The organism is Streptomyces sp. NPDC050636, assembly GCF_040654775.1.
GTDB lineage: Bacteria > Actinomycetota > Actinomycetes > Streptomycetales > Streptomycetaceae > Streptomyces.
This window is the reverse complement of record NZ_JBFAIP010000013.1, coordinates 41,822-55,152: the sequence shown is the minus strand read 5'-3', so window position 1 is coordinate 55,152 and position 13,331 is coordinate 41,822. Positions and strand designations below refer to the sequence as shown.

Genomic DNA, 13,331 nt, shown 5'->3' with positions numbered 1-13,331 from the left:
TGAACTGCATGAACATCTGTGTCTTCTGTTCCGCTGCCGACCTCCACGACCGCTATGTCACCCCCGCCCGCCGGTTCGCGGAGCTGATCGGCAAGGGTGGCCACTCGCTGGTGTGGGGCGGTTCCGACACCGGTCTGATGAAGGTCATGGCCGACGGCGTGCAGGAGGCCGGCGGGAAGCTGATCGGTGTCTCCGTGGAGTTCCTGGCGCAGAAGGCGCGCGAGGGTGCGGATGAGATGGTCGTCACCAAGGATCTGGCCGAACGGAAGGCGCAGATGCTCGCGCGCGCCGACGCCATCGTCATCATGGTCGGCGGTACGGGCACGCTGGACGAGGCCACCGAGATCCTGGAACTGCGCAAGCACGGGATGCACACCAAGCCGGTGGTGCTGCTGAACACCGCCGGTTTCTACGACGGGTTGAAGGAACAGTTCCAGCGGATGGATACCGAGGGCTTCCTGCCGCTGCCGCTCACTGACCTGGTCTTCTTCGCGGAGGACGGTGTCGGCGCGCTCGCCTACCTGGAGGAGAGGGCCGGCGCGCAGGGCTGAGCCGGCGAACCCCGCAAGGCATCCGGAAGCTCCCTCCCCCACGCCTTGAGGGCGTGGGAGGTTCCCCCATCGCCCCGGTTCGGGTCAACGCGCTCGTTAGGATCGGCCTCATGGGTACGCACTTGATCACGGGCGCAGGGTCGGGAATCGGAGCGGCGGTCGCACGGCGGCTGGCGGAGCGCGGGGAGGACCTGTGGCTGCTGGCGCGGGACGCGGGCCGGGCGAAGGAGTTGGCCGCGGAGTTCCCCGGCGCCCGCACGATCGTGGGGGACCTCGCCACTCCCGAGAGGCTCTCCTGGGCGTTCGACCAGCAGCCGCTGCCGGACCGTATCGATTCGCTGCAGCACATCGCGGGTGTCATCGAGCTCGGCGCGGTCGGTGACCTGTCGGCCAAGTCGTGGCAGCGGCAGCTCGCCGCCAATCTCGTCTCGCCCGCCGAGCTCACCCGGCTGCTGCTGCCGCAGGTGCGGGCCGCCAAGGGGCATGTCGTCTTCGTCAACTCCGGTGCGGGGCTCACCGCGCACGCCCAGTGGAGCGCGTACGCCGCGAGCAAGCACGGCCTGAAGGCGCTGGCCGACTCCCTCCGGGCGGAGGAGCACGGCAACGGCGTCCGCGTGACGTCGGTCTACCCGGGGCGTACGGCCACGCCCATGCAGGAGAGCACCCACCGGCAGGAGGGCAAGGAGTACGACGCGTCCCGCTGGATCGACCCGGAGTCGGTCGCCACGACCGTGCTCGCCGCCATCGATCTGCCGCGGGACGCGGAGATCAACGATGTGTCGGTGCGGCCGGGGCGCTGAGCCCGTAGGGGGCGTCCCGGTGCGGACCCTGAGGGCCGGCCCTGGACGCCCCCGGGTTTCCGCCGCGGCGACGTACGCTGCATGGGTGACCACTGAAGCGAAGTCGACCGCGGCGGCGGGGTGCGGGTTCCGGGAGATCCGGGGGCTCGTCACCGAGCTGAGCCGCCGGCTGGACGCCCATCAGCGCAGCCGCATCGCCGAGCTCGATCTGACGCCGACCCAGGCGAAGGCGCTGGAGGAGCTCGGCGAGCCGAAGACGGCGCGGGAGCTGGCCGGGGTGCTGTGCTGCGAGCCGCCCAACGTCACCTATGTCATCTCCAAGCTGGAGAAACAGGGCATGGTCGTCCGGCAGCCGCACCCCCTGGACGGTCGGGCCAAGCAGCTCGTACTGACCGAGGCGGGGCGGGAGTTGCGGCTCGATCTGCTGCGGCGGATGGGTACGGAATCGCCGCTGGATCATCTTTCGCACGAGGAGCGGGCGGCGCTGCGCGATGACCTGTTGAAGGCGCTGGGCCGGGGCGAGTAGCCACCGACGGCAGCAGCGGAAACGAGGCCCTGGGGCGTGGAGCGCCATCGCAGCGCGTTGAAAAGCCGCTACTGCCGTGATCAGGTCACTTGGGTCGGGATGAGCCGATAAAATAATCACTGGATTCCGCACTGCTTGGGGGAGGTGTGTTCCGCATGTCGAAGGCCGATAGGGGGCGTCGGTACCGGCTGTATGCCACGGTCGAGGTTGAGGCTCGGCTGACGGCGTGGGGGCATACCTGCCGGGCTTTGTGGAATATGGCTCTGCATCAGCGGATCTACGCCTACGAGCAGCGCGGGAAGACGCTCAACCTGGCCTCGCAGGGCGTGCATCTCACCCAGGCACGATGCGAGCTGGACTGGGTCGCTGATCTTGCCGCGCAGTCGGCTCAACAGGTGGTGCGGCATTTGGATGCTGCGTATGCGAATTTCTGGAATCCGGATCATTCGGCCGGTTTCCCCTCGTTCAAGAAGCGTGGCCGTCGGCTGTCTGTGTCGTTTCCTGGTCAGGCGGTCTCGGTGCGGAAGCTGAACCGGCACTGGGCCGAGGTCCGGCTCCCAAAGCTCGGGTGGGTCAAGTTCCGGCTCTCCCGAGCTGTCGGCGGCACGATCCGTAACGCCACTGTGTCCCGGGACGGAAATGGTTGGCACATCTCATTCGGCGTGCACACCGGCCGCAAGCCCGATGCCCCCAACGGTAAGCCCGAGTGCGGGGTGGACTTCGGCGTAGCGGCGTCGGCGTACGTCTCCACCGAAACCACAGCGCGCCGGATGCCACCCACCCTGACCAAGAGTGAGAAGGCCCGGCTGCGGTTCCTGGAGCAGCGCAAGGCCCGGCAGATCACCTACGCCAAGAAGCACGCAGGCGGCCGATACGGCAACCGACTGCGGAAGACGATCGCCCAGATCGCAGGGCTCAAGACACGGCAGGCTAACCGGCGCGCCGACTTCACGCACAAGCTCACCACCGACCTCGCCAAAAACCACGGCATGATCGGCATCGAGGACCTGCGCGTGAAGAACATGACCAAGAGCGCGAAGGGCACCATCGAGCGCCCGGCCGCGAAGGTCCGACAGAAAGCGGGCCTTAACCGCAGCATCCTGGACAACGCTCCAGGCGAGCGTCGGCGGCAGCTTGAGTACAAGTGCCGTATGTACGGCTCGAAGCTGGCCGCGGTACCGGCGTTCCACACCTCCCAGACGTGCGCCGCCTGTGGCAAGGTCGACCCCGAATCCCGCCAGGGATGTGGCCGGATGTTCTCCTGCGTCCACTGCGGACACGAAGACGACGCCGACCACAATGCCTCGATCGAAATCGAGGCCCGAGCCCGCCGGACGGGTGGCTCGGTCACCAACAGCACGCGCAGCACCTGCACGGTGCGAGTCCCCGCCCAGCGCGGGAGGCGGACGCGTGAAGCCCTCCCGGCCGCCCACGGGTAGCCGAAGGGAATCGCCCTGCTTCAGCTGGTCGAGAATCGTCAAGTCCTGGCCTTCGCCGCGCGCTCTCGTTGCGCGGGCGCGCTGCCCGGGAGTCCGGCGCGCACCGCATGCGGGCTCGGGCGTGAGGATGTACGGGGCTGGGCGTGACGGGGCACCCGCCTCGCCCAGTACTCCCCCTTCCGCCCCGCCGCATACCCTTCCTGGGTGAGCGAGAACAGCACGCAGAAATGGCCCGCGGGCGCGGCGACCGGGATCGGGTCGATGCCGGGCGGTGACGCGCGGGAAGCGGCGAAGACCGTCACCGGGTCGCTGGAGGCCTTCCCGTATCTGTCGGAACTGCCGGCCCGCGGCCCCGGCGCCGACATGATCGGGCGGACCATCGGGATGCTCGTCGAGGTCTACGCCCATGTGGAGCCGAGCGGCTGGCGGATCAGCGATCGGCCGGGGCGCGACACCCGGCGCGCCCGCGCCTGGCTCGGCGAAGACCTCGACGCCCTGGAGGAGTTCACCCAGGGGTACGAGGGGCCGCTGAAGGTCTCGGCGGTCGGCCCGTGGACGCTCGCCGCCTCCCTGGAGCTGCGTAACGGCGAGGCCGCCCTCAGCGACCCCGGTGCCTGCCGGGATCTTGCGGCGTCCCTGGCGGAGGGGCTGCGCGGCCACCTCGCGGACGTCCGGCGGCGGGTGCCCGGCGCCCAGGTCGTGCTGCAGCTCGACGAGCCGTCGCTGACGGCGGTGCTCCAAGGCCGGGTGAAGTCCGCGAGCGGCTACCGCACCCACCGGGCGGTGGACCGGGCCGTCGTCGAGGGCGCGCTGCGCGATCTTGTCGGTGTCGCGGAGGGCGGGCCCGTCATCGTCCACTCGTGCGCGCCCGGAGTGCCGTTCGGGCTGCTGCGGCGGGCCGGCGCCGCGGGCATCTCGTTCGATTTCGCGCTGCTCACCGAGCGTGAGGAGGAGGCGATCGGCGAGGCCGTCGAGGGCGGTACGGCGCTGTTCGCGGGCGTGGTGCCCGGCGTGGACGGCCGATTGTCAGACCCTGCCGGTAGCGTCATGGGTGTCAGGACGCTGTGGCGCAGGCTGGGGCTGACACCGGGGATTCTCGCCGAGTCCGTGGTCGTCACCCCGTCGTGCGGGCTGGCGGGCGCTTCGCCCGCTTATGCCCGTTCGGCCCTCGCGCACTGTGTCCGGGCGGCGAGATCGCTCGCAGACAACCCTGAGTGACGGCACTCAAGGACCACGGGAGGACAAGACGGTGGCTGGCGAACAGCACGCAGCGGTATCCAAGGTGCCCGCCGCGGCGCGGGAGAAGCACGCGCAGCTCGCTGAGCAGATCGAGGAGCATCGCTTCCGGTATTACGTGAAGGACGCCCCGGTCGTCAGCGACGCGGAGTTCGACAAGCTGCTGCGCTCCCTGGAGGCGCTGGAGGACGAACACCCGGAGCTGCGCACCCCGGATTCGCCGACGCAGAAGGTCGCGGGGGCGTATGCCACGGAGTTCACCGAGGTCGAGCACCGCGAGCGGATGCTTTCCCTCGACAACGCCTTCGACGACGACGAGTTGGCGGCCTGGGCCGAGCGGCTGGCGGGGGAGCTGGGCGGCGATCCGAAGAGCGCCGGGTACCACTTCCTGTGCGAGCTGAAGGTCGACGGCCTCGCCGTCAACCTCACCTACGAGCGGGGCCGGCTGACCCGCGCCGCCACCCGCGGCGACGGCCGCACGGGCGAGGACATCACCCCCAACGTCCGCACCATCGCCGAGATCCCGCACCGCCTGAAGGGCGACCGGATCCCGGAGCTGGTCGAGGTCCGGGGGGAGGTCTACTTCCCGATGGAGAAGTTCCTGGAGCTCAACGAACGCCTGGTGGCCGACGGCAAGCCGCCGTTCGCCAACCCGCGTAACGCCGCGGCCGGTTCGCTGCGCCAGAAGGACCCCAAGATCACCGCCAGCCGCCCGCTGCACATGGTCGTGCACGGCACCGGCGCCCGCGAGGGCTTCGCCATCGACCGCCAGTCGCAGGCCTACGACATACTGCGCGAATGGGGCCTGCCGACGGCCGCGCACGCCAAGGTCGTCGACTCCCTCGCGGCGGTACGCGAGTTCATCGCCCACTACGGCGACCCCGACACCCGCCGCACGGCCGTCGAGCACGAGATCGACGGTGTGGTCGTCAAGCTGGACGAGATCCCGCTCCAGGGGCGGCTGGGCTCGACCTCGCGCGCTCCCCGGTGGGCGATCGCCTGGAAGTACCCGCCGGAGGAGGTCAACACCAAGCTGGTGGACATCCGCGTCGGCGTCGGCCGTACGGGACGGGTCACGCCGTATGCCGTGGTCCAGCCGGTGACGGTCGCCGGTTCCGAGGTGGAGTTCGCCACCTTGCACAACCAGGACGTGGTCAAGGCCAAGGGCGTGTTCATCGGCGACACCGTGGTGCTGCGCAAGGCGGGCGATGTCATCCCGGAGATCCTGGGCCCGGTCGTCGACCTGCGGGACGGCAGCGAGCGGGAGTTCGTGATGCCGGCCGAGTGCCCCGAGTGCGGTACGGCGCTGCAGCCCGCCAAGGAAGGCGATATCGACCTGCGGTGCCCCAACGCCCGCGGCTGCCCCGCCCAGATCCGTGAGCGGCTGTTCTATCTGGCCGGCCGCAAGTGCCTGGACATCGAGAACTTCGGCTATGTCGCAGCGACTGCGCTCAGCCAACCTCTGGAGCCCGCGGAGCCGCCGCTGAGGGACGAGGGCGACCTTTTCGGCCTCTCCATCGAGCAGCTGCTGCCCATCAAGTCGTATGTCCTCGACCCCGACTCCGGGCTGCCCAAGCGCGACCCGAAGACCGGTGAGGAGAAGGTCGTTACCTTCTTCGCCAACCAGAAGGGCGAGCCGAAGAAGAACGCTCTCGCCATGCTGGAGAACATCCAGGCCGCCAAGGAGCGACCGCTGGCCCGGATCATCACCGGGCTGTCGATCCGTCATGTGGGCCCGGTGGCCGCGGAGGCGCTGGCCCGGGAGTTCCGCTCGCTGGACCGTATCCGGGACGCGAGCGAGGAGGAGCTGGCCGCCGTCGACGGCGTCGGAGGGACCATCGCCGCGTCGCTGAAGCAGTGGTTCGCCGAGGAGTGGCACCAGCAAATCATCGAGAGCTGGCGGGCGGCCGGCGTCCGCATGGAAGAGGAGCAAACGGGCGAAGCGGGCCCACGTCCTCTGGAAGGCGTCACCGTTGTGGTGACGGGCACACTTCAGTCACACACCAGAGATGGCGCGAAAGAGGCCCTCCAAGGACTCGGAGCGAAGGTGACCGGATCCGTTTCGAAGAAGACCGGATTCGTAGTGGTGGGTGACAACCCTGGTTCGAAGTACGACAAGGCCATGCAACTGAAGGTCCCTGTGCTGGACGATGACGGCTTCGCGGTGCTGCTGGAACAGGGTCCCGACGCGGCGCGTGCGGTCGCGGTCACGCCGCCTGAGGAGGAGTGAGACGTCACCCCAACGGCGCATACCAGATTGATCGGGGAGGCCAGTTCGCATTCGGGCAACCGTCGCCGATCGCTGCCCGTAGCGGCCTTCCGCGGCCTACTGTTGAGGGGTGCGCCTGCCGTGGCGCGGGCACAGCCGGCTGTGAGAGGGATCGGAATGAAACCGACCGACAGCGCCGCTCCGGCGTCGCGGCTCCGGCGGCTCGTCGTGCCCGCGGTGCCCGCTGCCATCGTCACCGTGGCGGGCCTCGCGCTCGCCACGGGTGTGATCCGGACTCTCGGCCAACAGGAGGCGCTCTTCCCCGGCGGGTCCGTCGGCTGGGCGCTGGCGATCCTCACCGGCGTCATCGTCGGCCACTTGGTCGCCCTCGGCCGGGACCGCTGGTGGGGCGGCACGGGCTCCGGCGCCGCGCTCGCCCTCGCCGTCCTGCTCCTCTACGGCTGGGTGGCCGCCGTCCTGGTCAGCCTGGCCGTCGTGGTGCTCGTCGGCGCCGCCCGCCGGCACCGCTGGCGCCAGGCCGTGGTGCACGGCGCCGTGGACATCCTCGGCATCGGCGCCGCGGCCCTCGGCCTCGCCGCGTTCGGCGTCGTCTCCAGCGTCCGCCACCCCTGGACCCCGGACACCTGGGACCTCACCGTCCTCCCGGAAGTCGTCACCGCGACCGGCGGCTACCTCCTCGTCAGCCGCGCCCTGCTGTGGTTCAGCCTGGCCCCGCGCACCGGCGGACTGCCCAGCATCGCCCGGACGGCCCTGGTGCGGCAGGTTCTCGTCGGGATCGCCCTGCTCGGCATCTCCCCGCTGATCGCCGTTTGCGCCGTCCACGCACCCTTGCTACTGCCGCTGTTCGCGGTACCGCTCATCGCGCTGGACTCCACCCTCTGGATAGCCCGCGCCCGCGCCGAGGAGCAGCTGCGCGACCCGCTCACCGGCCTGCCCAACCGCCAGTGGCTGCTGGAGCGCACCTGGAGCGCACTGGACGAGGCCGAGCGCGACGGCGCCCGCTCCGCGCTCGTCCTCATCGACCTGGACCGCTTCCGCTCGGTCAACGACACCCTCGGCCACCTCGCCGGCGACCGCCTGCTGCTGCAGATCGCCGACCGCCTGCGGCACGCACTCCCGCGCGGCGCCGAGGCCGCCCGGCTCGGCGGCGACGAGTTCGCCGTCCTCCTGCCGACCACCGACTCCCTCACCAGCTCCCAGCGGGTCGCCCGCAACCTCGTCGCGGCCCTCGGCTCCCCGCTGGACCTCGACGGCCTCACCCTCGTCCTCGAAGCCAGCGCCGGGGTCGCCGTCTTCCCCGACCACGCCCTCGACGCCGAAGGGCTGCTGCGCCGCGCCGATGTGGCCATGTACCAGGCCAAGCGGGACCGCAGCGGCGTCGAGCTCTACGAGGCGAAGCGGGACGGCAACACCCCTGACCGGCTGGGCCTGTTGGGCGATCTGCGCCGCGCCCTGGACGCCGGCGACGTCGAGCTGCACTACCAGCCCAAGGTCGGCTTCGACGGCCATGTGGCCGGGCTGGAGGCACTGGTCCGGTGGGTCCATCCGGACCGCGGCAGAGTGCCACCGGACGAGTTCATCGCCATCGCCGAGACCTCCGGCCTGATGCCGCGGCTGACCGAGTACGTCCTGGAGACCGCCCTCGCCCAGGTGGCGCGCTGGCGCGGGATGGGCCTTGAGGTGCCGGTCGCCGTCAATGTCTCCCCGCGCGATGTGCACTCCCCGGGCTTCGCCGGCGCGGTCGCCGCCCGCCTCGCCCGACATCGGGTCCCACCGGGCGCCCTCCAGCTGGAGATAACCGAACACGTCCTCCTGGAGGACCCGCAGCGGGCCGCCGACACCCTCGCGGGACTCACGGCGCACGGCGTGAAGATGTCCCTCGACGACTTCGGCACCGGCTACTCCTCCCTCGTCCATCTGCGCCGCCTCCCGGTCAGCGAGCTCAAGATCGACCGGTCGTTCGTGGCGCGGCTGGCCGTCGACAACGAGGACGCCGAGATCGTCCGCTGCACCCTCGATCTCGCGCACTCCCTCGGTCTGCTGGTCGTCGCCGAGGGCGTCGAGGACGACGAGACCTGGGAGCGGCTGCGCGACCTCGGCTGTGATGCCGTACAGGGCTGGCTGGTGGCCGCCGCGATGCCACCGGAGGAAACCACGGCGTGGCTACCGCCCGCGGAGAGCATGGCTGGCACCGCGAGTCGGAGACGGCCGCCCTGGCGGCGGAGAAGGCAGCCGAAAGCCCTTCGGGACAGGTCTTGAACTGACCCGGCCACCGGCCGTCCCGTGTCCCCGCTCCGAAGACCCCTCGCAGGTGCCCACAGCGCAGGACCGGCCCGATGAGTCCGGGCCGGACGACGAGTCCGACGCATCCGGAGAGCCCGACCCCTCCGGTGGGACGGACGAGGCCGATGAGACGGACGACGCCGATGGCGCGCTCGCGGCCGATGGCGCTGCCGAGGCCGATGAATCGCCCGAGCAGGAGGCTCCCTAGCAGGCCACGCACCCTCCAGCCGATCGTGGAGACGCGCCGCCCCGACGTTCGCCGGCCGCCCCGGCGAAACGGTTTCGCGACTCCTCTTGCGTACGCCATAGGATTGGGCCGGAAAGTTCACCGGAGTCTTCGCCCAGAACACTCCACCTGGAACATTTCACCCGGAACACTCCGCCAAGAACACCAGAGGATCGCTGCATGCCTGGCATCACGCGCGAGGAGGTCGCTCACCTCGCCCGGCTGGCACGTCTGGAGCTGAAGGACGAAGAGCTCGACCACTTCGCCGGACAGCTCGACGACATCATCGGCGCGGTCGCCCGCGTCTCCGAGGTCGCCGACCAAGACGTACCGCCGACCTCCCACCCGCTGCCCCTGACCAATGTCATGCGCCCGGACGAGGTCCGTCCGTCGCTGACCCCCGAGCAGGCGCTCTCCGGCGCCCCGGCCCAGGAGCAGCAGCGTTTCAAGGTGCCGCAGATCCTGGGGGAGGAGTGACCGACATGGCAGACCTGATCAAGCTCACCGCCGCCGAGATCGCGGCGAAGATCGCCGCCGGCGAGCTCACCGCCGTCGAGGTGACCGAGGCCCACCTGGCGCGCATCGAGGCCGTCGACGAGAAGGTGAACGCCTTCCTGCACATCGACCGCGAGGGCGCGCTCGCCCAGGCCCGCGCCGTGGACGAGAAGCGTGCCCGCGGCGAGAAGCTCGGCCCGCTGGCCGGCGTCCCGGTCGCGCTCAAGGACATCTTCACGACGGAGGGCATTCCCACCACCGTCGGCTCCAAGATCCTTGAGGGCTGGCTCCCGCCGTACGACGCCACGCTCACCAAGAAGCTCAAGGCCGCCGACGTCGTCATCCTCGGCAAGACCAACATGGACGAGTTCGCCATGGGGTCCTCGACCGAGAACAGCGCCTACGGCCCGACCGGCAACCCCTGGGACCTGACCAAGATCCCCGGCGGCTCCGGCGGCGGCTCCGCCGCCGCGCTCGCCTCCTTCCAGTCCCCGCTCGCCATCGGCACGGACACCGGCGGCTCCATCCGCCAGCCCGCCGCCGTCACCGGCACCGTCGGCGTCAAGCCGACCTACGGCGGCGTCTCCCGTTACGGCATGGTCGCCTTCTCGTCCTCCCTCGACCAGGGCGGGCCCTGCGCCCGTACGGTCCTGGACGCGGCGCTGCTCCACGAGGCGATCGCCGGGCACGACCCGCTGGACTCCACCTCCATCGACGCGCCCGTACCGCCGGTCGTCGAGGCGGCCCGCAACGGCTCCGTCCAGGGCATGCGCGTCGGCGTCGTCAAGGAGTTCGCCGGCGAGGGCTACCAGGCCGGCGTCATGCAGCGCTTCAACGAGTCGGTGGCGCTGCTGAAGGAGCTGGGCGCGGAGATCGTCGAGCTCTCCTGCCCGTCCTTCGACAAGGCGCTGGCGGCCTACTACCTGATCGCGCCGTCCGAGTGCTCGTCCAACCTGGCCCGCTTCGACGCCATGCGCTACGGCCTGCGGGTCGGCGACGACGGTTCGAAGTCCGCCGAGGACGTCACCGCGCTGACCCGCGAGGCGGGCTTCGGCGACGAGGTCAAGCGCCGCATCATCCTCGGTACGTACGCGCTCAGCTCCGGCTACTACGACGCGTACTACGGCTCCGCCCAGAAGGTGCGGACGCTGATCACTCGCGACTTCGAGAAGGCCTTCGAGCAGGTGGACGTCATCGTCTCGCCGACGACGCCCACCACCGCCTTCCCGATCGGCGAGCGTGCCGACGACCCGATGGCGATGTACCTGGCCGACCTGTGCACCATCCCCGCCAACCTGGCAGGCAACGCGGCCATGTCGCTGCCCTGCGGACTGGCCCCCGAGGACGGGCTGCCGGTGGGTCTCCAGATCGTCGCCCCTGCCATGAAGGACGACCGGCTCTACAAGGTCGGTGCCGCGGTCGAGGCCGCGTTCACCGAGCGTTGGGGGCACCCGCTGCTTGAGGAGGCACCGTCCCTGTGAGTGGAAAGCTCGCCAAGGCGAAGAACTTCAAGAAGTCCAAGCCCGGCACGTATCTGTCCATCGGCACCACGCTGTTCGGCGCGGTGAGCGTCATCAAGCAGGCGAAGAAGGCCAAGGCGGAGCAGGACACGCTCCAGCTCGTCGACGCCGTCGTCTCCGCCGCCGCCATCGTCACCGGCGTCGCCCTGCTCATCCGCGAACTGAGCCGTATCGACAGCGGCGACGTCCTCGCGGACTGACCGGCGCCGGACCTGAGAGGTTAGTTTCACCGTGACTGTCACCGACCTGGTGTCGTACGAGGACGCGCTGGCCGCCTATGACCCCGTGATGGGTCTTGAGGTGCACGTCGAACTCGGCACCAAGACCAAGATGTTCTGCGGGTGTTCCACCACCCTGGGTGCCGACGCCAACTCGCAGACCTGCCCCACCTGCCTGGGCCTGCCCGGCTCGCTGCCGGTCGTCAATGCGATCGGCGTCGAGTCCGCCGTCAAGATCGGCCTGGCCCTGAACTGCTCCATCGCCGAATGGTGCCGCTTCGCCCGGAAGAACTACTTCTATCCGGACATGCCGAAGAACTTCCAGACCTCCCAGTACGACGAGCCGATCGCCTTCGACGGCTACCTCGACGTACAGCTGGAGGACGGGGAGATCTTCCGCGTGCACATCGAGCGCGCCCACATGGAGGAGGACACCGGCAAGTCCACCCACATCGGTGGTGCCACCGGCCGCATCCACGGCGCCCGGCACTCCCTCCTGGACTACAACCGCGCCGGCATCCCGCTCATCGAGATCGTCACCAAGCCGATCGAGGGCGCCGGCGAGCGGGCCCCCGAGGTCGCCAAGGCGTACGTCGCCGAGCTGCGCGAGCTCATCAAGGCGCTGGGCGTCTCCGAGGCCCGCATGGAGCAGGGCCAGATGCGTTGCGACGTCAACCTGTCGCTGCGCCCGCAGGGCACCGAGAAGTTCGGCACCCGCTCGGAGACGAAGAACGTCAACTCGCTGCGTTCCGTCGAGCGTGCGGCCCGCTTCGAGATCCAGCGCCATGCGGCGGTGCTCTCCTCAGGCGGCACGATCCTCCAGGAGACCCGGCACTTCCACGAGGAGGACGGCTCCACCACGGCCGGCCGCATCAAGGACAACGCCGAGGACTACCGCTACTTCCCCGAGCCGGACCTGGTGCCGGTGGCCCCCTCGCGCGAGTGGGTCGAGGAGCTGCGGGCCGGACTGCCCGAGCTGCCGCGCGTACGCCGTAACCGGCTGCGCGAGGAGTGGGGCATCTCCGCGCACGACATGCAGTCGATCCTCAACGCGGGTGCGGTCGACCTGATCACCGCCACCGTCGACGCCGGCGCGGACTCCGCCTCGGCCCGTAAGTGGTGGATGGGCGAGCTGGCCCGCCGCGCCAACGAGGACGGCGTGGAGCTGGCCGCTCTGCCGATCACGCCCGAGCAGGTCGCCCGGATCACCGCGCTGGTCGGCGACGGCTCCCTCAACGACAAGCTGGCCCGCCAGACCATCGAGGGCGTGCTCGCGGGCGAGGGCGACCCGGACACCGTCGTCGAGAAGCGCGGCCTGAAGGTCGTCTCGGACGAGGGCGCGCTCGGCACCGCCGTCGACGAGGCCATCGCGGCCAACGCGGCCATCGCGGACAAGATCCGCGGCGGCAAGGTCGCCGCGGCGGGCGCGCTGGTCGGCGCGGTCATGAAGGCCACGCGCGGCCAGGCGGACGCGGCGCGGGTGCGCGAACTGATCCTGGAGAAGCTGGGCGTCGAGGGCTGAGGCCCGGTCCCGTACGCGCGTGAAGGGGCGGTGCACCGGTTGGTGCGCCGCCCCTTCACGCGCTCAGGTATCGGTGGGGCCGTATTCCTTAACCGTCTGCGACGCCTACCACTCCTCGATCCACTCTTCCACCAGTCCCAACCGCAACCATCTGGTCAGCGGCTGGACGGGGATCGAGGAGCCCAACATCGGCGCCGGGCGGCGGGAGAGGAGTCGTTTACGGGCTGATCCGGGCGCCGGAAGCCGATTCGGTCACCTGATCCCCTGTTGCTCCTCTTGTGGGGT

11 protein-coding genes and 1 pseudogene are annotated in these 13,331 nt (G+C 70.1%); all 12 read left to right on the top strand.

The features are described from left to right. The first annotated feature begins 8 nt into the window (after nucleotides 1–8). The 12 genes and pseudogenes from AB0I10_RS13905 to gatB all read left to right on the top strand — a co-directional run bounded on the left by AB0I10_RS13905 (nucleotide 9) and on the right by gatB (nucleotide 13,046). Entirely contained in the window at nucleotides 9–551 is a 543-nt protein-coding gene (locus AB0I10_RS13905; RefSeq protein ID WP_363152656.1) for a TIGR00730 family Rossman fold protein, read from the top strand. 110 nt (nucleotides 552–661) lie between these two features. Continuing rightward, complete coding sequence (locus AB0I10_RS13900) at nucleotides 662–1,351, top strand: SDR family oxidoreductase (protein WP_363152655.1); 690 nt, start codon at nucleotides 662–664, stop codon at nucleotides 1,349–1,351. 136 nt (nucleotides 1,352–1,487) lie between these two features. Next, on the top strand, nucleotides 1,488–1,877 hold the full coding sequence (locus AB0I10_RS13895; protein WP_363152729.1) for a MarR family transcriptional regulator: 390 nt from the start codon (nucleotides 1,488–1,490) through the stop codon (nucleotides 1,875–1,877). A gap of 155 nt (nucleotides 1,878–2,032) precedes the next feature. Further along, nucleotides 2,033–3,316: a transposase gene (locus tag AB0I10_RS13890; protein WP_363152654.1), complete on the top strand. Its 1,284-nt coding sequence runs from the start codon at nucleotides 2,033–2,035 to the stop codon at nucleotides 3,314–3,316. 204 nt (nucleotides 3,317–3,520) lie between these two features. Beyond that, complete coding sequence (locus tag AB0I10_RS13885; RefSeq protein ID WP_363152653.1) at nucleotides 3,521–4,534, top strand: methionine synthase; 1,014 nt, start codon at nucleotides 3,521–3,523, stop codon at nucleotides 4,532–4,534. A 31-nt stretch (nucleotides 4,535–4,565) separates the two neighbouring features. Continuing rightward, complete coding sequence (gene ligA, locus AB0I10_RS13880; RefSeq protein WP_363152652.1) at nucleotides 4,566–6,782, top strand: NAD-dependent DNA ligase LigA; 2,217 nt, start codon at nucleotides 4,566–4,568, stop codon at nucleotides 6,780–6,782. 156 nt (nucleotides 6,783–6,938) lie between these two features. Further along, nucleotides 6,939–9,046, top strand: a pseudogene (locus tag AB0I10_RS13875) (bifunctional diguanylate cyclase/phosphodiesterase). A gap of 47 nt (nucleotides 9,047–9,093) precedes the next feature. Beyond that, nucleotides 9,094–9,273: a hypothetical protein gene (locus AB0I10_RS13870; RefSeq protein WP_363152651.1), complete on the top strand. Its 180-nt coding sequence runs from the start codon at nucleotides 9,094–9,096 to the stop codon at nucleotides 9,271–9,273. Between the two features lie 198 nt (nucleotides 9,274–9,471). Beyond that, the gene (gene gatC, locus AB0I10_RS13865) at nucleotides 9,472–9,768 is read left to right on the top strand and encodes an Asp-tRNA(Asn)/Glu-tRNA(Gln) amidotransferase subunit GatC (protein WP_043266233.1); all 297 of its coding nucleotides are present in this window, start codon (nucleotides 9,472–9,474) and stop codon (nucleotides 9,766–9,768) included. Next, entirely contained in the window at nucleotides 9,765–11,267 is a 1,503-nt protein-coding gene (gatA, locus tag AB0I10_RS13860; RefSeq protein WP_363152650.1) for an Asp-tRNA(Asn)/Glu-tRNA(Gln) amidotransferase subunit GatA, read from the top strand. Before gatC ends, gatA begins: the two co-directional genes overlap by 4 nt. Continuing rightward, nucleotides 11,264–11,506, top strand: coding sequence for a hypothetical protein (locus AB0I10_RS13855; protein WP_363152649.1), 243 nt, complete (start codon nucleotides 11,264–11,266; stop codon nucleotides 11,504–11,506). The genes gatA and AB0I10_RS13855 overlap by 4 nt, the downstream gene beginning before the upstream one ends. Before the next feature lie 31 nt (nucleotides 11,507–11,537). Further along, nucleotides 11,538–13,046: an Asp-tRNA(Asn)/Glu-tRNA(Gln) amidotransferase subunit GatB gene (gene gatB / locus AB0I10_RS13850; protein ID WP_363152648.1), complete on the top strand. Its 1,509-nt coding sequence runs from the start codon at nucleotides 11,538–11,540 to the stop codon at nucleotides 13,044–13,046. Nucleotides 13,047–13,331 lie beyond the last annotated feature (285 nt).